This window comes from Pseudomonas putida, assembly GCA_041879295.1.
GTDB classification, from domain to species: domain Bacteria; phylum Pseudomonadota; class Gammaproteobacteria; order Pseudomonadales; family Pseudomonadaceae; genus Aquipseudomonas; species Aquipseudomonas putida_Y.
In genome coordinates this window covers 2,165,849-2,186,198 of record CP047152.1, presented here as the reverse complement: position 1 = coordinate 2,186,198, position 20,350 = coordinate 2,165,849, and the positions used below count along the sequence as shown (strand labels likewise).

The window sequence follows — 20,350 nt, the reverse complement described above, 5'->3', positions numbered from 1 at the left end:
CGCCATGCCCCCGGTCAATGCCGCAATGCGCTGTGCCAACTTTGAGGAGCGACGTGACCGGGCCTTGGCATTGTTTGCCGAAAAGGGCTTTGGCCAGGTCAGCATGCGCGAGCTGGCAGCCCATGTGGGGCTGACCGCCGGCTCGCTGTACCATCACTTCTCCAGCAAGCAGGACCTGCTGTACGACTTGATCGAGGAGTTGTACGAAGAGCTGCAAGCCACGCTGGACCAGGCCCGTCGGGCCATGGCCCGTGGGGCATCGGCGTTGAGCTGCCTGATTGCTGCGCACTGGCAGCTGCATGCCGAGCGGCCGCTGCAGTTTCGGCTGGCCGAGCGGGATTTGTGTTGTTTGAGTGAGGCGCAACAGGCGCACCTGGCAGCGTTGCGCAAGCGTTATGAGGCAGGATTGCTGCGCCTGATCGCACCGCAAGCGAAACTGCCGGGGCAAGCGTTGGACGCCACAGCGCATGTACTGGCGACGCTTCTCAACCAACTGCCGGGGTTACTTAAAGCAATGCCTGAAGAGCAGGGGTTGGAGCTGATGGAAAACTTGCTGGTCGGCGGGATTGAGCGGACGCTGCGATAGCCTGCCATGGCCTCTGCGCGGGCTTGCCCCGCGAAGAGGCCGGATGCCTCAGCGCAACAGCGACTGGATCTGCTCGTGCAAGGTATCCAGGTCAAACGGCTTGGCCAGGATAGGTGCCTTGCGGGTGATCGGGCTACCAGACTCGAGAATCTCCGCCGGGTAGCCGCTGATGAAGATCACCTTCAGGTCTGGCCGCAACTTCACCGCGGGCTCGGCAATATCCACGCCCGAGATCCCTCCCGGCAAACGGAAGTCCGTCACCATCAGGTCCAGGTGCGGTTTGCTGGCCAGGATCGCAAACGCCTGCTCGCCATCTTCAGCCACCAGGACGTGGTACCCCTCACCCGCCAGGTAATCGCGCAAAATCATGCGAATTGCCGGTTCATCCTCGACGACCAGAACCACATCTTGTGCATCTTCACTCATGTTAACGCCTTGAAATACTTACAGTTGGCCATCAGACCCCAGGCTTACACAGAGGTTGCCCGAGCCTGGTCGTTTTGTTCTTTGAATGTTGCCAGCGGCAATTGCAGGGTGAATGTGGCACCCTTGCCCTCCTCGCTTTCAACCTGTATCCGGCCACCGTGCGCCTGGACGATCTGCTCGGAGATGTACAACCCCAGGCCCAGACCTCCGCTGGCCTGCTGGGCAGCGACCCGCTCGAACTGCTGGAAGATCCGCTGCTGATTGACGGCGCTGATACCGATGCCGTGATCCTGTACCTGCACCCAGGCCATGCCGTCCTGCTCGAACACCCGTACCTGCACCGGATTGCGCTCGCCGTAACGCATTGCATTGGACAACAGGTTGGCCACTACTTGTTCAATCCGGAATTCGTCCCACTCCCCCTTCAGCGCTTCGCAACGCTGCAATTCGATGTGGGTGTCCAGCGCCATGGCCTGCGCCGTGAAGTTTTCCACCAGCCCACGCACCAGTTGGCCCAGGTCAAACAGTTTGGGCCGCAGCGACAATTTACCGGTACGGATGCGCGAAACATCAAGCATGTCCTCGACCAACCGGATCAGACTGTTGATCTGCCGTTCGTCGCGCTCGACCATGGCCTGCAGCTTGTCGACACTGAACGCGTCCAGGTTGCCCCGTGCTAGGTGCATCTTGCGCAACTGGGTTTCCAGGATCAGGCCATTGAGCGGCGTACGCACCTCGTGGGAGACGATCGACATGAAGTCGTCACGCATGCGCACGGCATGCTCCAGCTCACACCGCGCCACCTGCAGCTGGCTGAGCAGCAGCTCCTGTTCCTGGCGGCTCTGCTCCAAGGCTTCCAACTGCCGGCCAAGTACCTTGCGCTGGCGGAACAGGTCGACGAACACCGAGACCTTGCTTTTCACTGCCAGGGTATCGAGCGGCTTGTGCAGAAAGTCCACGGCCCCGCTCTCGTAGCCCTTGAAGGCATAATTCATCTCGCGGCCCGCCGCACTGACGAAGACGATCGGGATATGCTTGGTCTTGTCGGTGCCGCGCATCAGCTCGGCCAGTTCGAAACCGTTCATGCCCGGCATCTGCACATCGAGAATGGCCAGGGCAAACTCGTGCTCGAGCAGCAACGACAACGCAGCCTCGGCAGACTGGGCCTGGTGCACCTCACGGTCCTCGCCCTGGATCAGGGCGTCGAGCGCAAGCAGGTTTTCCGGCAAGTCGTCGACAATCAGCAGTTTGGCGATGGTGTGGCTTAGCATGCGCTGTATTCCAAGGTCGCGAGCAACTGCCCGATACCGCTCAGAGTAAGGATATGGTCGGGCTGGTGCAGGGCCAGAGCAGCCTCCGGCATCAGGGCAACCTGTGCGTCACGAGGGTCCTGGACGATCGTGCGCCCCCCATTGTTCTTGATGTAGGCAAGGCCCCTGGCGCCGTCTTCGTTGGCCCCGGTGAGCAGCACACCCAGCAAGCCGTCGCCATAGGCATCGGCCGCCGAGATGAACAGGAAGTCAATCGCGGGGCGCGAGAAATGCACCGGTTCTTCCTGGCTCAGCGACAGCGTCAGGTCGCGCTCCACCGACAAGTGGTAACCCGGCCCCGCCACATAGATCTGCCCGCTGCGGATCCTCTCCTTGTCACGTGCCTCGCACACCGGTCGATGCAGCCGCCGCTGCATCACGCCAGCCAGCTGGCTTTGGCGATCGTCCGGCAGGTGCAGCACGCAGAGCACCGGTATGGCGAACGCCGATGGCAACGTGCCGAGCACCTGGAACAATGCCGCCACGCCACCCGCCGAGGCGCCGATCACCACTGCACGTACGCCGTTCATGATTTACGGAAGATCCGTTGGGGCTTGACCAGCGGCTCGAAACGTTCGCTGTAGGCCGAAAAGTCCACCGACTCCTTGCTACCCAACACCAGGAAACCCCGGTGGCAGAGCGATTCATGGAACAGGCCCAGCGCCCGATCCTGCAGGTCCTTGTTGAAGTAGATCAGCACATTGCGGCACGACACCAGTTGGGTCTCGGAGAACACGCTGTCGGTGGCCAGGCTGTGGTCGGCGAAGGTCACGTTGTCGCGCAGGCTGCTGTCCATGATGGCGTTGCCATAGGCGGCGGTGTAGTACTCGGCAAAGTCACGACGGCCACCGGCCAGACGGTAGTTTTCCTCGTATTCGCGCATGCTCTGCATCGAGTAGATGCCCTGCTTGGCCTTGTCCAGCGAATGCGGGTTGATGTCGGTGGCGTAGATGATGGTGCGTTCAAGCAGCCCTTCCTCACGCAACAGGATGGCCATGGAATACACCTCTTCCCCCGTGCTGCACCCCGCGATCCAGACCTTGATCGAGGGCCAGGTACGCAGCAGCGGCACCACTTCGTTGCGCACGGCAAGGAAGTGGTCAGGGTCACGGAACATCTCGCTGACCGGGATCGTCAGGTACTGCAGCAACTGCATGAACATGCCCGGGTCGTGCAGCACGCGCTCCTGCAACGCAGACACCGTCAGGCAATCGAACTGACGCAGCGCGTGGAGAATCCGGCGCTTGATCGAAGCACCGGAATAATTGCGGAAATCGTAGCTGTACTTGAGGTAGATCGCCTCGATCAGCAGCCGGATCTCGATGTCGGTGTTGCGTTCGCTAGTCAAATTCGCTCCAGTTGCGGCAGCCAGACACGGATCAACGAGAACAGGCGGTCCAGGTCGATCGGCTTGGCCAGGTAATCATTGGCACCGGCTTGCAGGCAACGCTGCTGGTCATCCTTCATGGCCTTGGCGGTCACGGCGATGATGGGCAGTTTGCGCCAGCGCGGTTGCTGACGGATCAGGCGGGTGGCCTCGAAGCCGTCCATCTCCGGCATCATCACGTCCATCAGCACCAGGTCGATGTCGTCGTGCTGCTCCAGGCGCTCGATGGCTTCGCGCCCGTTGCGGCCGATTTCGACGATGGCGCCCTTGTGCTCCAGGGCACTGGTCAGGGCGAAGATATTACGCACATCGTCGTCCACCAGCAGCACCTTGCGGCCCTCGAACACCTTGTCGCGGCTGCGCGCGGTCTTGAGCATGCGTTGACGTTCGTTGGACAACTGCGATTCGACCTTGTGCAGGAACAGCGTTACTTCGTCGAGCAGGCGCTCCGGCGAACGTGCGCCCTTGATGATGATCGAGCGTGAATACTTGAGCAGGTCGGCTTCTTCCTCGCGGGTGAGGTTGCGGCCGGTATACACGATCACCGGCGGGAAGGCGCGAATATCCTCGGCTGTCATGCGTTTGAGCAGCTCGTTACCGAGCATGTCTGGCAGTTTGAGGTCGATAATCATGCAGTCGTAGATGTTCTGGCGCAACAGCGCCAGGGCATCCTGGGCCATGGCCACGGCCGTGATCTCGACATCGTCGTCGCCGATCAGCCGGGCGATGCTCTCGCGCTGCAGGTCGTCGTCTTCCACCAGCAGGATGTGCTTGAGCTTTTGCGTAAGCTTGGCTTCCAGGCGAGCGAACACCTCCTTGAGCTCCTCGCGACTGGTGGGTTTGACCGCATACCCCACCGCCCCCATGTGCATGGCCGCCTCGACGCGGTCTTCCACCGAAATGATATGCACCGGGATATGGCGAGTGCCGGCCTGCTCCTTGAGGCGCTGCAGGACAGTCAGGCCCGAGTGGTCGGGCAGGCGCATGTCCAGCAGGATCGCATCCGGAATGTACTGGGCCGCCAGCTCGAAGCCTTCGTCGGCGCCATGGGCCACCAGGCAGCTATAGCCCAGTTCATGGGCCAGGTCGAAGAGGATGCGGGCAAAGTTGGGCTCGTCTTCGACCACCAGAATGCAACGGGTATCGAAAGGTGCGCGCTCGCGGTCGTCGGCAAAGGCCGGTGCCGGGCGCATGACCGCGGCAGCCAGCGGCGCTTGCGGTGCTGGCGGCAACGCATCGACAGCCGGGCGCAGGCTTTGCGGCTCGACATCTTCGGCCTCGGCGGCATAGCGCTCCGGCAGAATCAGGCTGAACACACTGCCCTGCCCAGGGCTGCTATCGACATTGATCTGGCCACCGAGCAAATGCGCCAGGTCACGGGAGATCGACAGGCCCAGGCCAGTGCCACCATAGCGGCGATTGCTGGTGCCATCGACCTGGTGGAAGGCGCCGAAGATCGCCTGCTGCTGATCGGCCGCAATGCCGATGCCGGTGTCACGGACCGCGAACACGATACCGCTGCCAGCCTGGAAGCTGACGTTCATGCTGACCTGGCCACGCTCGGTGAACTTGATGGCGTTGGACAGCAGGTTCTTGAGGATCTGCTCCAGGCGCTGACGGTCGGTGAACAGCGTGGTCGGTACCTGCGGCTCGACCTTGACCTCGAAGGCCAGCCCCTTGTGACCGGCAAGTGGCTGGAACATGCCGCGCAAGCCTTCGACCAGGCGCTCGACCTGGGTGGTCTCGGGCCGTACTTCAAGCTTGCCGGCCTCGACCTTGGCGATATCAAGAATGTCGTTGATAAGGTTAAGCAGATCGTTGCCAGCCGAGTAGATGGATTCGGCGAACTTGACCTGCTCTTCGCTGAGGTTGCCCTCACCGTTCTCAGCCAACAACTTGGCCAGGATCAGCGAGCTGTTGAGCGGCGTGCGCAGCTCATGGGACATGTTGGCGAGGAATTCGGACTTGTACTTGCTCGATCGCTGCAGGTCGTCGGCACGGGCCTGCAGCTCCAGTTGCGCCTGGCTCAGCTCATCGTTCTTGCGGTCCAGCGCTTCGGTGCGTTCTGACAACTGCTCGTTGGTCTGCTCGAGTTCGGCCTGTTGGGTCTCCAGATGGGCCTGCGACTCCTTGAGCACCCGTGACTGCTCTTCGAGCTCTTCGTTGGCAGTCTTGAGTTCTTCCTGCTGTACCTGCAGCTCTTCGTTGAGTTGCTGGGTTTCGGCCAGCACTTCCTGCAGGCGCTGACGATAACGGGCACTCTCGATCGACATGCCCAGGTTGCCGCCGACCCGCTCCAGCAGCTCTTCATCCCGCTCTTGCAAGGGGCGCAGGAAACCCAGCTCGATCACCCCGTTGATCTGCCCGTCTTCGGTCGCCGGCATCAGCAGCGCACTGCGCGGCAAGCCACTACCCAGGCCGGAACTGAGGCGATAGAAGTCTTCGGGCAGGTCGTCCAGGCGCAGCAAGCGGCCTTCGCGGACCGCCTGGGCCAACAGGCCATGGTGGTCCGGCTCGACTTGCTCGCGGGCCTGCTCTTCGGCACCCAGGCCATAACAGGCCACGCGCACCAGCCGGCCATGCTCGTCGCGCACGTACACGGCGCCCACCACGCTGCCCAGATAAGAGGCAAAAAAGCGCAGGATGTTCTCGCCAAGCATGGGCAAGGTCAGCTGCCCGAGCACCTGCTGCGCCAGCTGGGTCTGGCCGGTGCGCAACCAGGCCTGGTGCTCCAGACGCTGCGCCGAGCGTTGCTGGGCCTGCAGGTTTTCGTCATAGCTGGCCGAAAGTGCCAGCAGGTCACGACGGCCCAGGTAAGCCAGCAATGCGCTGAGGCCGACAATGAACAGCACGAAAGACGAGATCGCCATCACAGTGACGGAACTGACTTTTTCGTTGCGGGCCATGCGCAGTTGTTGTTCGGTACTGATCAGGTCGTCGAATTCCTTGCGGATTTCATCAGTGATGCGCTTGCCCCGGCCGTTGCCGATCAAGGTCTGGTAATCGCCCTGGCTGCGGCGCAGGTTGATCATCTGGTTGCCGAAGTCGTTCCAGGCCTGCTGCAAGGCGATCAGCCGATCGATGCGGTCGACCTGTTGGGGGTTGTCCTCGACCATGCCGCGCAGGCTCTGCAGGCTGCCGAAAATGCGTGGCTTGGCCACTTCGTAGGGGTCAAGGAAGCGCTCGTCGCCTGTGATCAGGAAGCCGCGCATGCCCGTTTCCATGTCGATCGACAGCTTGACCGTATCGTTGGCATTGCCGATCACCCGGTCGGTGTGCTCGACCCACTGCATGGCCGAAAGCAGATAGTTGATCACCGCGACGAAGGCCACGGCCCCCAGCAGGCCAACCCCCAGGGGAAGGCCGATGTTGCGGCTCAACAGCTTGCGAAAGCTTCGCTGGTCCATCGAGGCTGCTTGAATCATGAGAAAACGCCCGAGCTAGAAAAGTCCATTGAAAAGAGTGGCCGATCAGTCGTTATTGTTATCTGCCACTGCACTGTCCTGATAAGCGAGTCTAACCAGCTTTGACAGGTCTGGCAGGGCATTGAGCCAGTATTTGAAGGTTGCGTTCGGCAATCGTTCCATCTATTTGCATGGAGCGGTATCCTCGGGAACTTCTGATGCCGCGCGGTGCACAGATTAAAGACACTCATTTGTACAGGATTTGAACCATGCACCTTCTGGTAGTCGAAGACGACGACATCGTACGCATGCTGATGGTCGAAGTGCTCGACGAGTTGGGCTACAAGGTCATCGAGGCAGAAGACGCCACAGCCGCCCTGCGTGTACTTGAAGACCCCAGCCAGGCGCTGGCACTGATGATGACCGATGTGGGGCTGCCGGACATGCGAGGTGAAGAGCTGGCGGGAAAAGCGCGCGAACTGCGGCCACTATTACCGGTGTTGTTCGCCAGCGGCTACGCCGACAGCTTCAATGTACCGGAGGGCATGCACCTGATCGGCAAACCTTTCAGCATCGACAAGTTGCGGGACACGGTAGTAGGTATTCTGGGTAACCCTTGAGCACGGTGTCGCCTGTTTCGCCTGCAGGAGCGGACTTGCCCGCGAAGAGGCCGGCACAGGCGACCCACCTCACAGCGCTCTGCGCAGCAGATAGGTATCCATGATCCACCCCTTGCGCGCCCGCTCTCGCGCACGCACTTCCAATATCTGTGCCTTCACCGCCTGCAACGGCCCGGCAATCAGCACTTCATCCTCCGTCCCCAGGTACGCACCCCAATAGATGTTCAACGCCGGGTCATCGAGCCCGGCAAAAGCGCACTGCCCGTCGAGCATCACCACCACATTGTCGATTGGCCCCTGCCCGGCCAGGCGCCGCCCCGGCAGCACAGTCAGGGGCTCGCCGATGCGGTTGAGCGGTACCTGGTGCCGCGCCGCCAGCGCCTGCACACTGCTGATGCCAGGGATGACCTGCAAACGCAGCGTCACGCCGCGCTCGCGGACCAGGTCGAGGATACGCAGGGTGCTGTCGTACAGGGTGGGCTCGCCCCACAGCAGGAAGGCACCAATATCATCAGGGGCCATTTCTTCGCCGATCAGCCGGGCATAAAGCGCTGCACGCTGACGGTGCCAATCATGCACAGCCCCCACATAGTCCTCGGCCTGAGCCTCGCGACGTGGGTCATCCACCTGCACCAAGCGATATCCGCCTTCGGGTCGGTACCGTTCAAGGATAACCTTGCGCAAGCGCACCAGTTCATCCGTTTCCGGGCCCTTGGCAAGGACGAAGAACAGCGTGGCGCGTCGCAGCGCCTCCACCGCCTCGTAGGTAACCTGGCGTGGATCGCCTGGCCCAATGCCTATCAACAGTATGTTGGCATTCATTTATCTACCTTATACCTTGTACATCAGCAACTGGTGGACCTGATAGTATTTCAAAACAAAGGAAAACCATACGCTCGGGGACCTTGTCTGAAATGCAGGTTCCCGGTAATGCACCTTACAACACACACGATACGCGCTGCCCTGATTGTGGCCGGCCTGTCGACGGCCGCATGCGCTTCGCTTGCTCCACCGAAAGCATTGAACGTATCAAGCCCTCAAGATTCTATTCAACGCTTCATCATACGCGCGGACACCCAATACCCTCGTGGGCCAAACTCCTCCGACGAACCGGTACTGTCGAAACAGTTAATGACAGAACAAGATAACGCTATCAACCACTGGCGAAATGCCTCAGGCGGTACCATCCCTGTTTTTCTGAATGGTGACGTGACGGAGTTCGGCCACGGCAGCGAATGGGGCGTGATGTTCCAACACCTGGCGACGGTGCCCGGCACTTACTGGAGTTTGGGAAACCACGATTATCAGAACAATGTTGGCAAGTGCGCCAACAACGGCTGCGCACGAGACTCCATCCAGCACCTTGAGGCCGCGGTGAGAGGATGGCAGGTTGACGCATTCCACATAACAGATGAAGACCGGCCTGACTACAGACGCTGGACCGGAAGCTACGGTTACAGCAAAACCATTGGCAGCATCATGTTCATCCAGCTTAACGACCACTATAACTACACCAACAGTTTTTCCAGCAACAGCAGCCCACTTCACCCCAGAGAGGTCCGTTTCGAAATTACCTCTTCACTCGCCTGGCTTGAGCAGCAGATGGAGGTGGCAAACAAAAATGGCAAATATATTGTCATCAACATGCATCGCTCGCCCGGGGATGCCACATTCGGATCGGCAGCCGACAGGAATCGGTTTTACAACCTGGTCAAACAATACCGGGTCCTGAGCATCTTCCATGGCCACCACCACAACGTCGGAGTCAAGCAACCCATTGGCGACACGCCAGTATATGACGCTGGGGCAAGCTTCCGGCGAGGGTTCCTCACGGCCGAGCTGGACGAGGGGCGAGGCCGTTTGGTTGTCAATGTCGTCACCAACAACGACACCGATAACGCCACGCCGACCACGATTCCCTTGCACCTGCTCCCGCCCCCGCCGACATTCAAATTCAGTACCCAGCCAGGCGGTAATGCAATCAGCGGACTGCTTATGTACGAAAACAGGCCGCGGGACGTTCGCCTACCGTTCGTGGAAATCTCCTTGAATGGCCAACCCTTCACTCGCCACAACCTGTCCAATAACGCCACACCGCTTTATGATCTGCGCCCTGACACACGGTACGAGTACACCATCAAGATATATCAAAGCGAAGGCCAGGCACCTGATCGCGAGGACAAAGGAACGTTTACAACGCCTGCTCTTGAAAAAGCCCCTACTGATTTGTGCGTAGACAACATCAACGGAATCTCAGGCACCATGACGTTAAAATGGAAGGACCCAAATCCTAACTTCCGGATCCCTTATTACATTCAGGTGGAAGCGACCGAACCCGACAAGCCGTTGTGGGTCGTGCGAAGCGTGGCAGACGACAACCGCAGTACTACACAGACAATCTTCTTCGGCCTCTATGGTCGAGACCCCTTTGCGATGAACTATAACGTCTATTACTGGAGCTCGAGCGAGGGGCACAGCCCCTTGGCACAACTGGCAGGCAAGGATATTTTCAAGTCGGGCTGCCGGTATTAAAAACTGCGCCACATGGCAAAGTACCACAGCACAGGATACAGGCTCGGGCACTTCTTCACACGACGTGGTGTCCTCACCTGCATCCCCGCGCGCCAGCAGTATTGAATGCGTTGCCCTAGGATGTCTAGAACAGCGAGAAATTGTAACTTACAATGACCCGCGTCTCATCCATGTCACGCGCCCACTTTTCATAGTTACTGCGGTAGGTGGAGTTACGCAGGCGTACGCTGACATCCTTGAAAGTGCCACTTTGTACCTGGTACTTGAACTCGGTGTCGCGTTCCCACTCCTTGCCTTCGGCACGGCTGCCCGGCACCTTGATATTGTCGCCGTTGATGTAACGGGTGAAGAAGGTCAGGCCGGGCACACCCAGCGCCTTGAAGTCGTAGTCGTAGCGTACTTGCCAGGAGCGCTCCTGGGCAGCGGCGAAATCATTGACCTGGGCGTAGTTGACCAGATACGGGTTGCTGCCATCCAGGTACGGCATGGCGCTATTGCCATACATGCGTTGCCAGCCGGCGCTGATCTTGTGGCCACCGACGCTGTAGCCAAACATGCCGCTGAAGGCGCGATGGTCGATTTCGCCCGCACGGGCATTGCCGATGTCATCACTTTTGATCAGCCGTAAGTCAGCCGACAGGCTGCCCACCGCCAGCGGTTGACTGGCCACCAGCCCGAGAAAGTGCTGGCGATAGATGTTCTCCAGCCTGGCCACTTGGTACTGAGCGCTGAAACGCTCGTTGAAGCGATAGTCGACACCGGCCAGGTCGAAGTGGTCGGCTTCGGTACCGCAAGCATAACGCTTGTTCTTGCAATGCACGCGGATGTCCTGGCGGTCGGTGGAATCCCGAGCCGTGTATTTGTCCAGGCGAGCCAGGGTGAACTTCAGGTCGTGCAGTTCTTCGGAGGTGAGCATGGCACCCTGGAACAGGGTCGGGAGCAGACGGCCATCGTTGTACTTGAGCAACGGCACATCCGGCATCATTGAGCCGTACTTCAGCACAGTACTGGAGACCTTGACCTTGGCCGCCAGGCCCATCTTCGCATACTGGTCGGCCGAGTGCCGGGGATCGTGACCGGACGAGGGCAGTAACCCACTGTTACTGTCGGCCGGGCTGGAATCCAGTTTGAAGCCGAACATGCCCAGCGCATCCACACCGAAACCTACCGGGCCTTGCGTATAACCCGATTGCACATTGAGGATGAAGCCTTGTGCCCACTCTTCGCGCTTGGATGCGCCCTGGCTGGAACTGCTGTAACCGTCCCGGAAGTCCCGGTTGAAATAGACATTGCGTGCTTCGACCCTGGCACTGCTGTCTTCAAGAAACCCGGCAGCCTGGGCGTTGACACCGGCACACAATAGAAACAGGCCGGTAACACGGCGCCCGGGAGCGAGGGGGAAAGGGGAAAACATGCGAGGAAACATCCAGAATGAAGACGAGTTAACAACCTGTGGCACAGGCTGGCCACGGCACTGCGGCAGGTCCGAACATGGGTCGGCCATCATCTGAAATGATCGCGCAAAGGCTCTGGTGCGGGCCATTGGACCATGGTCTAGGCATCCGGTCGCGCAACCGCAGAAAAACTGCAAAATATCGCCCGCAAAACTGGGAAAGTTCCCGGATTACTTACAAAAAGTTAGCAGTTTACCCAGTAGCCATGAATGACTACACTCGATATCAGCGAACAGTGGAACCCACCTGCGTGGCCGGCGTTTTTACTCTTCTTCAATGTTCGTCACGCCCTGCCACGACTGACGTACAGGAGTGATTACAGTGTCCAGACTTGCAGAGTTTCGTGCTGCCGAAAAAGCGCTCCAGGAACAGATGGCGCAACTGGAAGCGTTGAAAAAGGATGCCGGCCTCAAACGCGAAATCGAATTCGAGCAGAAACTAGTCGGCCTGATGAAAAGCTATGACAAGAGCCTGCGCGATATCATCGCCATCCTCGACCCGAAGGCTGTGGCCCGCACTTCCAGCACACCGCCCAAGCAACAACGCCGCCCGCGGGTGGTCAAGGTCTATCAGAACCCGCACACTGGCGAGCGAATCGAGACCAAAGGCGGCAACCACCGCGGCCTCAAAGCCTGGAAAGAACAGTATGGGGCCGCCACGGTAGAAAGCTGGGTACGCTGATGAAATGTGCACACAGGCTTCACACTTTTTTCACAAGGACTGGCTCAGTATCGAAACAGCTAAAGGATTAGCGACCCCATCACGCGCCCGCACATGCGGGCCTCTAATTTCAGCGCCCTGCCTTTGCAGGGCGCTTTCATTTGCGCAATCGTCGCACTGCCGTATCATGGCCAGCCTGTCTGTTTTGCCGGCGCCTTGCGCCCGGCCCCGTCTCAGGAGTTCCCATGAGCCTGCACGATCTGCAAACCCTGCCTGGCGTCACCGCACAACCTGACGCCGCCACCGCCCAGTTCGTCTTCAACCACACCATGCTGCGGGTCAAGGACATCGAGAAGTCGCTGGACTTCTACACCCGCGTGCTGGGCTTCCGCCTGGTGGACAAGCGTGACTTCCCTGAAGCCGCTTTCAGCCTGTACTTCCTGGCCCTGGTCGACCCGGCACAGATCCCCGCTGATGACAACGCCCGCCACCAGTGGATGAAGTCGATCCCCGGCGTGCTGGAGCTGACCCACAACCATGGCACCGAAAACGATGCCGAGTTCGCCTACCACAATGGCAACACCGATCCACGCGGCTTTGGCCATATCTGCATTTCGGTACCCGACGTACGCGCCGCTTGCGCGCGCTTCGAGGAACTGGAAGTACCGTTCCAGAAACGCCTGCAAGACGGGCGCATGAACCACCTGGCCTTCGTCAAGGACCCGGACGGTTACTGGGTCGAAGTAATCCAGCCAACCGAGCTCAAAGGCTGAGCGTTCGTCGCGGCGCGTTCGTCGGGCCGGGAACTCCCGGCCTCTTGCTGTGGTATACGAAGGTAACTGCTTCACATGCCACAGCGAGGTAAGGACGATGCAATCTCTTCACTGTGAATACCGCGAGCACACCATCACCGCCAGCGTGATGCCCCACCCCGACTCACCCCTGCCCTATGCCGCCGGCTGCCTGATCACGGCCCCTGATGGGCACACCAGCAAGCGCATGTCGATGCCAATGCAGTTCTTCTCCGACCTTGAGAATGCGCAGCATGTGTCACTGGCCCACGGCCGTGCACTGGTCGACAAGCAGCTCGATGGCGGGAACAAGGTGTTCTGACCCTGGTTTCGCCAGCCCCCTTCGCAGTTGAAACCGTGAAGGGGGCCGGGGCAACTAGATAGCGCGCGCGTACGCCACAGCCGCATCCACCTGCTCCTGCGATGGCCTTACCCCGGTGTACAACACAAACTGTTCCAGCGCCTGCAACGCTATGACCTCCAGCCCAGTGATCACCGGCTTGCCCAACGCCTGAGCCCGACGAATCAGCGGCGTCTGCGCCGGCATCGCCACCACATCGAACAGCCGCTCCGCCGCCGCGATGGCGTGCTCGGGAAACGCCAGCTCATCTGCCTCCTGCCCGCCTGCCATACCGATCGGCGTCACGTTTACCAGCATCGGCGGGCAGATATCGCCAGGCTCAGGCATCCAGCGATAACCACAGACATCCGCCAACTGACGCCCGGCCTGCTCGTTGCGTGCAACGATAATGCCTTCGGCAAAGCCGGCATCGCGCAAGGCGCTGGCCACGGCCTTGGCCATGCCCCCGCTGCCTCGCAGGGCAAACGCAGTGCCCGGATCGACCTGGTGCTGCACCAGCAATTGGCGCACGGCCAGGTAATCGGTGTTGTAAGCCTTCAGGTGGCCATTGCAGTTGACAAGGGTATTGACCGACTCAATGGCCGCCGCCGAGGGATCGATTTCATCGACCAAAGCCATGCAGGCTTCCTTGTAGGGCATCGACACCCCACAGCCGCGAATACCCAAAGCGCGGATCCCTGCCACCGCCGCCGGCAGGTCATCGGTGCGCATGGCCTTGTAGTAGAAGTCCAGGCCCAGCTGCTGGTACAGGTGGTTGTGAAAGCGCACACCGAAGGTCCCCGGGCGACCGGCCAGAGAGATGCAAAGCACGGTGTCCCGGCTTGGAGTTGTCGGCATAACAGGCTCCTTAGTCATGACTGAAACGTTTATCCAGCGTAACAGAGTCAGCCACTGGTCGCCCCTGACACAACCTTTACCGCTTCACTGTGCTCGGTTGACAAACAACGGAGTCAAAGTAACAAGGCCGGACGTGGTAACGGTTGATAGAACCAATGATCACTATCGAGGAAGTTAATTTCAAACAGCCCCGGCTGCTGCGTATGGTGAAGCCATGTTTCACAGGAGGTCCCCATGGCCACTATCCAGATCATGTCCGTTGTCGGTAGCGCCGTTCCCGCCTCACTGCGTGAGCAGGGCCTGCTGGCGTGCTGGTACCTGGTTCGCAACGGTGAAGCCGTCAGCGGCCCGATGCCGACGCTCGCCTCAGCCCGGGCACTGGCCGAACAGTTGCAGCCAGGCACCTTGGCTGCCTGACCCGAATTTGTTGTGCGTTGCTCCCTAAGCCCTGTTGCCCGCCAAACTGGCGGGCTTTTTTTTGTTCTTCACGGATTGCCGGGGTTGCCACCTCGTGTTCGGCCGCTACTGCCCAGCTGACTGGTCAGCACCATGACCTTGCCCTGCAGCCGGCCCACGGTCATCACCAGCTCGTTTCGTTCCTTGGTCAGCAGATCAGCTTTTGCCTGCGCCTCTCTTCGGGCGTCCCGTTCGATATCCAGGAGTTCTGTCAGACGACGGATGACTGCAATCTCGGCATTGTCCATCGCACGGTCGACTGCATCGCGGGACAACCACTTGCGCAGCCAAAGAAACGCACCTAGCAGTACAGTCCCCGTACCGCCCAACCAAGTGACGGTGCCCGGGCCGAGGTCGGTCGGATCCATGTGAACCTCATTACAGATGATGGTGTGATCAGCCCTGGAGAAAAATGTCTCGATAGCTTTCCTTGTTCGCGCGTTTAATTTAGCCTACAGCTAACATTACTACAAGAGCAGATTTAGCCGTGCGCACATTTAGCAGCAAGCTAAACACTGGCATGCTTCACCCCATGGACATTTACCAAATTCGCAAGCACAACCTGGTGAAACTGATCGGCAGCCAGAGAAAGGGCACCTGCGCAGAGCGCTGGGGGATGGCGCCTGCACACCTGAGCCAGATTCTTTCCGACAAGACCGTGAAAAACCTGGGCGATGACGTGGCCCGCCGCATCGAGGGCATCGAAGGCTTGCCACGGGGCTGGTTCGACGCACTGTCACCAGGCGAACACGTGCAAGCGGCAGTCGAGTCAGGTGATAACAGGCTCTCCGCAGCCGACCTGGTCAAGCAGATGCTTGCCCGAAGCGGCAAAGGGATTTCTGAAGAAACCCGGCAAAGGCTGCTGGCAGCTGCGCAAGAGCCTGCAGATGCCACGCTGCTGAAAGCCGAGCCGCTTCGCCCCGGCCTGGTCGGTGACGAAGTGTGGATTGCCCACTATGACGTGCGGGCTGCCATGGGCGGCGGCCAGATACCCCACGACTACCCTGAGATGTTCAAGGACGTTCGCGTCAGCCCCAGCCACCTGCGCGAGCTGGGCGTAGAGTTCAGCGAGCACTATCACCTGAAGATGGTGACCGGCTGGGGTCAGTCGATGGAGCCAACCATCAGGCACCGCGACCCGCTGATCGTCGATGTCAGCATCCGAGAGTTCGTCGGCGATGGCATCTACTTCTTTTCCTGGGGCGACCACATCTACATCAAGCGGTTACAGATCGCGGACGAGGACCACTTCGAAATGATCTCCGACAACTCGCGGCACAAAGATCGCATGATTCGTCGGGAAGAGACCTACATACAGGCCAGGGTCCTCCTGGTGTGGAATGCCCACCTGGTATAAACCGAAGCCCGCCCTGACCGGCGGGCTTTTGCTGAAGTTCAGAAAGGAGCCGCCTCCTCGACCTGCACCTCGCAGTCGCGCTCGACGACAAAATCATCACGCTCTTCCACGCTGCTGCGCGCCCATCGCACCGTCACGCTAGCGTCATCATTAAACGTCAGCTGCAACTCGGGCGTTTCCCGCAACTGGCCCATCACCTCCTCCCATTCCGCTTCACCGTCGTTATCCAGGCGGTGCACCACTACCCAACGCTGCGTCTGCGCGAGCGGGTGGTTGATCATTGACGATACCCGCAGGCTAAGCCGCTCTATTCCAGTCATTTCCTGGCGCTGTTGAGGTTCCGACTGCATGTGCCTAGACATATTCTTATCCTGATAGCTGTATATTCGTACAGTGCTCAGCGAAAGCTTATCTCACCGCCAAATACAGCGTAAAGCCCCACCGCTAAAAATTTCGCCAATAGGTAACATACCCCCAAAGCGAAATTATTTTAGCCCAAAGCTATTGATTTGATTTTAGCCGTGGGCTAACTTTGTGTTCAGCAGCCATTTGCACGGCTGCTCTACCACTCAAACCCTTTCGCCAGGAGTTCCCCATGGCCGTAGATATCAGCAACCTCACCATTGCCACACCGGTAGCCGTCTCCTCAACCAATCCCGTTGCTCTGGAGCTAAACGGTGCTGAAGCGATTGCCCGCTTTCCCAGCATCGTGACGGTGCTCAGCGATGGCTCGATCCAGTTCTCAGCCCCCACCAAAGGTGCTTCGAGCAAAAGCACCCACAGGACACGCTGCGAATGGACAGAAACGCATGACTGGACGCTGGCCAGCGCCCAGAATCACTGGAATCGCCAGACCATGACGCTGACCAAGGTCAACTCCGCGCAGAAGGTGGTCATTGCCCAGATGCACGTACGCGGGGATGACGGCCCGCCGGTAAAGGTGTTCTGGAACAAGGGCAACATCACCCTGGGGTTTCGGCGAACCTTCAACCAGACCGACCCGGTGAATTCCACAGTCCTGAAGGGGGTGCCACTGGGTGCGACGTTCCACATCAGCCTTCACACCACGTCTGAAGGCGTGGTAACCGTGACGGCCGAATGCAACGGGGTAACCGCCTCGTCGGGCAATTTGCAGCTCGACAGCACCTGGGCTTCACACCTGTTCGAGTTCCACGGCGGGGTCTACAACCAGGTCGATTACACCGACGCAACACCCGTCGAGGACGGCTCAATCTGCATCATCAGCGAGCTCTCGCTCATCCACCGCTGAACGTCGATGCCCGGCCCTGCTATCACAAGCGCCTCATGGCGTCGCATGAATGCAAAAACCCAGCGCGGGGCTGGGCTTCAATCAGTTGGGCTGAACAGTACTTCTGCCAGCCTTTACACACTGTACTGGCAGTTACTCCAGTGGGCGCTTGTGACAACTATAGCGCTCGGCGTTGGATGCCCGCGATGGGTCCGGCGGGCCTGGTCTCTGCCTGCCTCGAAAGGGCCGAGTCTGCGCGCAATCGTCGCGATCCTCGGGCTGCTCCCTTTTACCTTCCGAGTCTTGACCGCCTGGTGGACCATCTGGCCTGTCTAATACGGTTCAGCCAGTTTCAGCGACTTTGGCCCAATAAAACCGAGACGCTTTCGGGCGGTTTTAGACAGCTTTACTCCCCCATCCAAGCGTTCTGCCAACCAAGATCTGTCCTGGTCGTCAGCTACATCCACCTCCCACAGTCCGCTGTCGACCCATAGCTGCCGGGGACGAAAGGCAGTGTTCGGCCAGAATCGAACATTTGGTACGGGTTGCAGATATCGTACAGACGCTACTCAAGGGCTATACAGACCTGTTTGAACCAGGCGGCAAAGGTTGGCCAACTTTCGTTTGTGCTTCCGTTGTGTGACCAGTACCGGACAACACCAGCCCGCGATATGCAGAAGTAGTCGCTGTTGTCTTCAATGAAAGGCAACCAATCTCGAGGAACGCCTTGGGCCCAGGCGGCTTCGGTAATTTCAAAGATATCCAGATGGCTGCATCCCCCCAAAATCACCGCTGGTTCAAATGCGGCGTTTGCGACATCGCTGCCACCTTTCAGGAAGCGGATGTATTCATCGGGAAAGCGAAAATTGAGCCTGCTCTCTGCGTCAGCAATTTCAGCATCCGTTGGAATACGGAAAGGATTGTCTGTCATTCGTTCAAGTCCGAGTGTTGATCACCATCGTGCGGTGGGCGATAGCTTAGTCAATCAGAGTATGTAGATGTCCGCTTTGGGTCGTTAGCGGTCACTCGCGAATGGCTGCAACCGACCCAAAGCGGTCGGCCACGGTCTATCTTTTAAGACTTGAGTCAGATTGATCGAGGCCTTGATGCATGAATTCTCTCTGGATCGCAGTGGCCATTTTTGGGTGCTTGGTTGCCGCCTCGCTTCTCATGATGCAGTGGTACCCAAAGCTGGCATCCCACCACAGAGACGAAGACACAAATACAGTGATTCGCCTGGTAGCTAACATTTTTGTGGTTATGACATCGCTGGTCTTTGGATTGATGATCAATTCTGCCAAAAATACCTTCGAGTCCATTGACGCTAACTTTCATGGGTATGCAACCAGCATGATCATATTTGATCGGACACTGCGGGGCTATGGCGAATCGGCACAAGACACCCGCAACCGACTGGTCACCTATCTTGAGCACGCTATCGAGACGCCATACCGGGGGGACGAGGCGCTGCAACATCGTAACAGCGAGGCAGCTAAATACTTGGATGACATAGGGAAATCTTTGGCTGCCATAAAGCCGCCGGACCGCTACCATGAAACTATGCTTCAGGATATTCGTCAGCAATATCATTCGCTTATCGAGCAACGCTGGAGGATCGTCGAGCAGTCAGAGGGGGCAATTCCCGGCCCACTCATTGGGATGCTGGTTGCGTGGTTGACGCTCATTTTCGCCAGTTTTGGATACCGAGCGCCACGTAATTCAATGGTGACAGGAATGTTCGTCGTTTCTTCAATGCTTATCGCGGCCTCCGTGTATCTGGTATTGGATATGGACGTACCATTTCACGGTCCTATCCAGATATCCGACGAGCCTCTGCGCAGGGCGCTCGCCGTAATGCAGCTTTAAGGAAGCAGGGCGCGCCTGTGTTCTGGATGATGTCCTCGTGGCGGACCACATCAAAGTTCGATATTGGCCGATAGCTACCCCTGGAGAATTTCTGCAATGGGTCATAGCGGCGGCTTTCAACGCGCTGTGCAGTGCATTTCCGGCTCCTGATAGCCCCACACCACGATGGCCTCGCCATGGTGCTCCCATAAACTCTCATTTTGTCCCTGGTAGCGCGCGCCGCTTGCGGTCTGTTCTAGGTACATCAGCGAACTGCGGTCACCGAACTCGACGATGGCCGTGGGCGGCTCGGTGCGGAAGAAGCGGGCAACCACTTCCTTGGCCGGGTTGCCGTCACACTGGTAGAACACCGGGCCGGTGGCCTCGACCAGCCGGTAGCGCGCCTGCAGTTCGGCGATGCGCAGGCGGTAGCTGTCGGCGATGCAGGCGGGCTGGTCCGCGCTTTTCCAGCAATCGTTGCGGCCTTTGATCCAGCCCCGTTGCTCGGTCTTGAGCACCGGCGGATGTTCATTGCCGGCCTTCTGCTGCGCGGCTGTGTAGACCTCGGCCATTTTCCGGTCCAGTGCCGAGAGCGGCTCGCTCTGGCAGATCTGTTGTTCGATGCTGCCGGCCTCGACCTGAGTGCAGTTGAAGGCAGGTCCCGCAGCTTGGGTGTGCGACAGAGGCAGGGTGAGCAGCAGGGGAAGCCAGTGCTTCATGGGAACCACCATTAGCGATTCAGAATACTGGGCTCAGTCTAGCTCTGCGCTGAATGACGTGGCCGGTGGCCTAGCTTTTCGGCGGCTAATGACTGCTGTTGGCCGGAAGCTGCCCTTCATTGCAGGCAGCTAACGACCCATAGTTGCCCTTCAGGATGAGTATCTAAGCGCCCAAAGCAAGTTCGGCGGCCTATGGTTTTGGCTCCTGGGCCAGCGACGGCATTTAAAATCCCAACGCTCCTAACAAGAGTACGCCGAGCAAAGGGCCCTGAACCTGGGCGACCGCCCTGAGAAGTTCAAGTGGTTCCGTATGAGCAATGCTGTGGTCGATACACGGTATCAACGCCCTCACCAGA

At 59.1% G+C, this 20,350-nt stretch carries 22 protein-coding genes; 10 read left to right on the top strand and 12 right to left on the bottom strand.

Going from position 1 to position 20,350, the window contains the following annotated elements:
* The first annotated feature begins 4 nt into the window (after positions 1-4).
* Positions 5-586, top strand: coding sequence for a TetR family transcriptional regulator (locus tag GST84_09910; GenBank protein XGB12666.1), 582 nt, complete (start codon positions 5-7; stop codon positions 584-586).
* 48 nt (positions 587-634) lie between these two features.
* On the opposite strand, the gene GST84_09905 is transcribed toward GST84_09910, so the two are convergent.
* Genes GST84_09905 through GST84_09885 form a run of 5 tightly spaced genes read right to left on the bottom strand, consistent with a single transcriptional unit; the run spans position 635 to position 7,134 of the window.
* Positions 635-1,012, bottom strand: a complete 378-nt coding sequence (locus tag GST84_09905) for a response regulator (protein XGB12665.1) — start codon at positions 1,010-1,012, stop codon at positions 635-637.
* A gap of 44 nt (positions 1,013-1,056) precedes the next feature.
* Positions 1,057-2,283 (bottom strand): response regulator, encoded by a 1,227-nt coding sequence (locus GST84_09900; GenBank protein XGB12664.1) that lies wholly within the window; start codon positions 2,281-2,283, stop codon positions 1,057-1,059.
* Entirely contained in the window at positions 2,277-2,852 is a 576-nt protein-coding gene (locus GST84_09895) for a chemotaxis protein CheB (GenBank protein ID XGB12663.1), read from the bottom strand. Before GST84_09895 ends, GST84_09900 begins: the two co-directional genes overlap by 7 nt.
* Positions 2,849-3,670, bottom strand: a complete 822-nt coding sequence (locus tag GST84_09890; protein XGB12662.1) for a protein-glutamate O-methyltransferase CheR — start codon at positions 3,668-3,670, stop codon at positions 2,849-2,851. The genes GST84_09895 and GST84_09890 overlap by 4 nt, the downstream gene beginning before the upstream one ends.
* Positions 3,667-7,134 carry a response regulator gene (locus GST84_09885; GenBank protein XGB12661.1) on the bottom strand — a complete coding sequence of 1,156 codons (3,468 nt, stop codon included), beginning with the start codon at positions 7,132-7,134 and terminating at the stop codon, positions 3,667-3,669. Before GST84_09885 ends, GST84_09890 begins: the two co-directional genes overlap by 4 nt.
* Positions 7,135-7,382: 248 nt before the next feature.
* Here GST84_09885 and GST84_09880 point away from each other — a divergent pair, with 248 nt between their 5' ends.
* Positions 7,383-7,733 carry a response regulator gene (locus tag GST84_09880; GenBank protein XGB12660.1) on the top strand — a complete coding sequence of 117 codons (351 nt, stop codon included), beginning with the start codon at positions 7,383-7,385 and terminating at the stop codon, positions 7,731-7,733.
* Between the two features lie 69 nt (positions 7,734-7,802).
* On the opposite strand, the gene cobF is transcribed toward GST84_09880, so the two are convergent.
* The gene (gene cobF / locus GST84_09875) at positions 7,803-8,555 is read right to left on the bottom strand and encodes a precorrin-6A synthase (deacetylating) (protein XGB12659.1); all 753 of its coding nucleotides are present in this window, start codon (positions 8,553-8,555) and stop codon (positions 7,803-7,805) included.
* Positions 8,556-8,663: 108 nt separating this feature from the next.
* On the opposite strand from cobF, the gene GST84_09870 reads away from it, so the two are divergent.
* Positions 8,664-10,265 (top strand): hypothetical protein, encoded by a 1,602-nt coding sequence (locus tag GST84_09870; GenBank protein ID XGB12658.1) that lies wholly within the window; start codon positions 8,664-8,666, stop codon positions 10,263-10,265.
* A gap of 124 nt (positions 10,266-10,389) precedes the next feature.
* Here GST84_09870 and GST84_09865 read toward each other — a convergent pair whose 3' ends face one another.
* Positions 10,390-11,679 (bottom strand): outer membrane porin, OprD family, encoded by a 1,290-nt coding sequence (locus GST84_09865; protein ID XGB12657.1) that lies wholly within the window; start codon positions 11,677-11,679, stop codon positions 10,390-10,392.
* 361 nt (positions 11,680-12,040) lie between these two features.
* Here GST84_09865 and GST84_09860 point away from each other — a divergent pair, with 361 nt between their 5' ends.
* The 3 genes from GST84_09860 to GST84_09850 all read left to right on the top strand — a co-directional run bounded on the left by GST84_09860 (position 12,041) and on the right by GST84_09850 (position 13,492).
* Entirely contained in the window at positions 12,041-12,400 is a 360-nt protein-coding gene (locus GST84_09860; GenBank protein ID XGB12656.1) for a transcriptional regulator, read from the top strand.
* A gap of 224 nt (positions 12,401-12,624) precedes the next feature.
* Complete coding sequence (gene gloA / locus GST84_09855; protein ID XGB12655.1) at positions 12,625-13,152, top strand: lactoylglutathione lyase; 528 nt, start codon at positions 12,625-12,627, stop codon at positions 13,150-13,152.
* A gap of 97 nt (positions 13,153-13,249) precedes the next feature.
* The gene (locus tag GST84_09850) at positions 13,250-13,492 is read left to right on the top strand and encodes a hypothetical protein (GenBank protein XGB12654.1); all 243 of its coding nucleotides are present in this window, start codon (positions 13,250-13,252) and stop codon (positions 13,490-13,492) included.
* Between the two features lie 54 nt (positions 13,493-13,546).
* Here GST84_09850 and GST84_09845 read toward each other — a convergent pair whose 3' ends face one another.
* Entirely contained in the window at positions 13,547-14,368 is an 822-nt protein-coding gene (locus GST84_09845) for a shikimate 5-dehydrogenase (GenBank protein ID XGB12653.1), read from the bottom strand.
* Positions 14,369-14,602: 234 nt separating this feature from the next.
* On the opposite strand from GST84_09845, the gene GST84_09840 reads away from it, so the two are divergent.
* Positions 14,603-14,785, top strand: coding sequence for a hypothetical protein (locus tag GST84_09840; protein ID XGB12652.1), 183 nt, complete (start codon positions 14,603-14,605; stop codon positions 14,783-14,785).
* Positions 14,786-14,853: 68 nt separating this feature from the next.
* On the opposite strand, the gene GST84_09835 is transcribed toward GST84_09840, so the two are convergent.
* Entirely contained in the window at positions 14,854-15,192 is a 339-nt protein-coding gene (locus tag GST84_09835) for a chemotaxis protein (protein XGB12651.1), read from the bottom strand.
* A gap of 164 nt (positions 15,193-15,356) precedes the next feature.
* Between GST84_09835 and GST84_09830 the strand changes: the two genes are divergently transcribed.
* Positions 15,357-16,181, top strand: coding sequence for a phage repressor protein (locus GST84_09830; GenBank protein ID XGB12650.1), 825 nt, complete (start codon positions 15,357-15,359; stop codon positions 16,179-16,181).
* A 38-nt stretch (positions 16,182-16,219) separates the two neighbouring features.
* Here the strand turns inward: GST84_09830 and GST84_09825 are convergent, their stop codons facing one another.
* Positions 16,220-16,543, bottom strand: a complete 324-nt coding sequence (locus GST84_09825; GenBank protein ID XGB12649.1) for a DUF1654 domain-containing protein — start codon at positions 16,541-16,543, stop codon at positions 16,220-16,222.
* A gap of 233 nt (positions 16,544-16,776) precedes the next feature.
* On the opposite strand from GST84_09825, the gene GST84_09820 reads away from it, so the two are divergent.
* Positions 16,777-17,451 carry a polysaccharide lyase family 7 protein gene (locus GST84_09820; GenBank protein XGB12648.1) on the top strand — a complete coding sequence of 225 codons (675 nt, stop codon included), beginning with the start codon at positions 16,777-16,779 and terminating at the stop codon, positions 17,449-17,451.
* Between the two features lie 544 nt (positions 17,452-17,995).
* Here the strand turns inward: GST84_09820 and GST84_09815 are convergent.
* A complete protein-coding gene (locus tag GST84_09815) occupies positions 17,996-18,361 on the bottom strand; it encodes an SMI1/KNR4 family protein (GenBank protein XGB12647.1) in 366 nt (121 codons plus the stop codon).
* A gap of 179 nt (positions 18,362-18,540) precedes the next feature.
* On the opposite strand from GST84_09815, the gene GST84_09810 reads away from it, so the two are divergent.
* Entirely contained in the window at positions 18,541-19,296 is a 756-nt protein-coding gene (locus GST84_09810) for a hypothetical protein (protein XGB12646.1), read from the top strand.
* A gap of 116 nt (positions 19,297-19,412) precedes the next feature.
* Here GST84_09810 and GST84_09805 read toward each other — a convergent pair whose 3' ends face one another.
* Positions 19,413-19,994 carry a DUF1311 domain-containing protein gene (locus tag GST84_09805; protein XGB12645.1) on the bottom strand — a complete coding sequence of 194 codons (582 nt, stop codon included), beginning with the start codon at positions 19,992-19,994 and terminating at the stop codon, positions 19,413-19,415.
* Between the last annotated feature and the right edge of the window lie 356 nt (positions 19,995-20,350).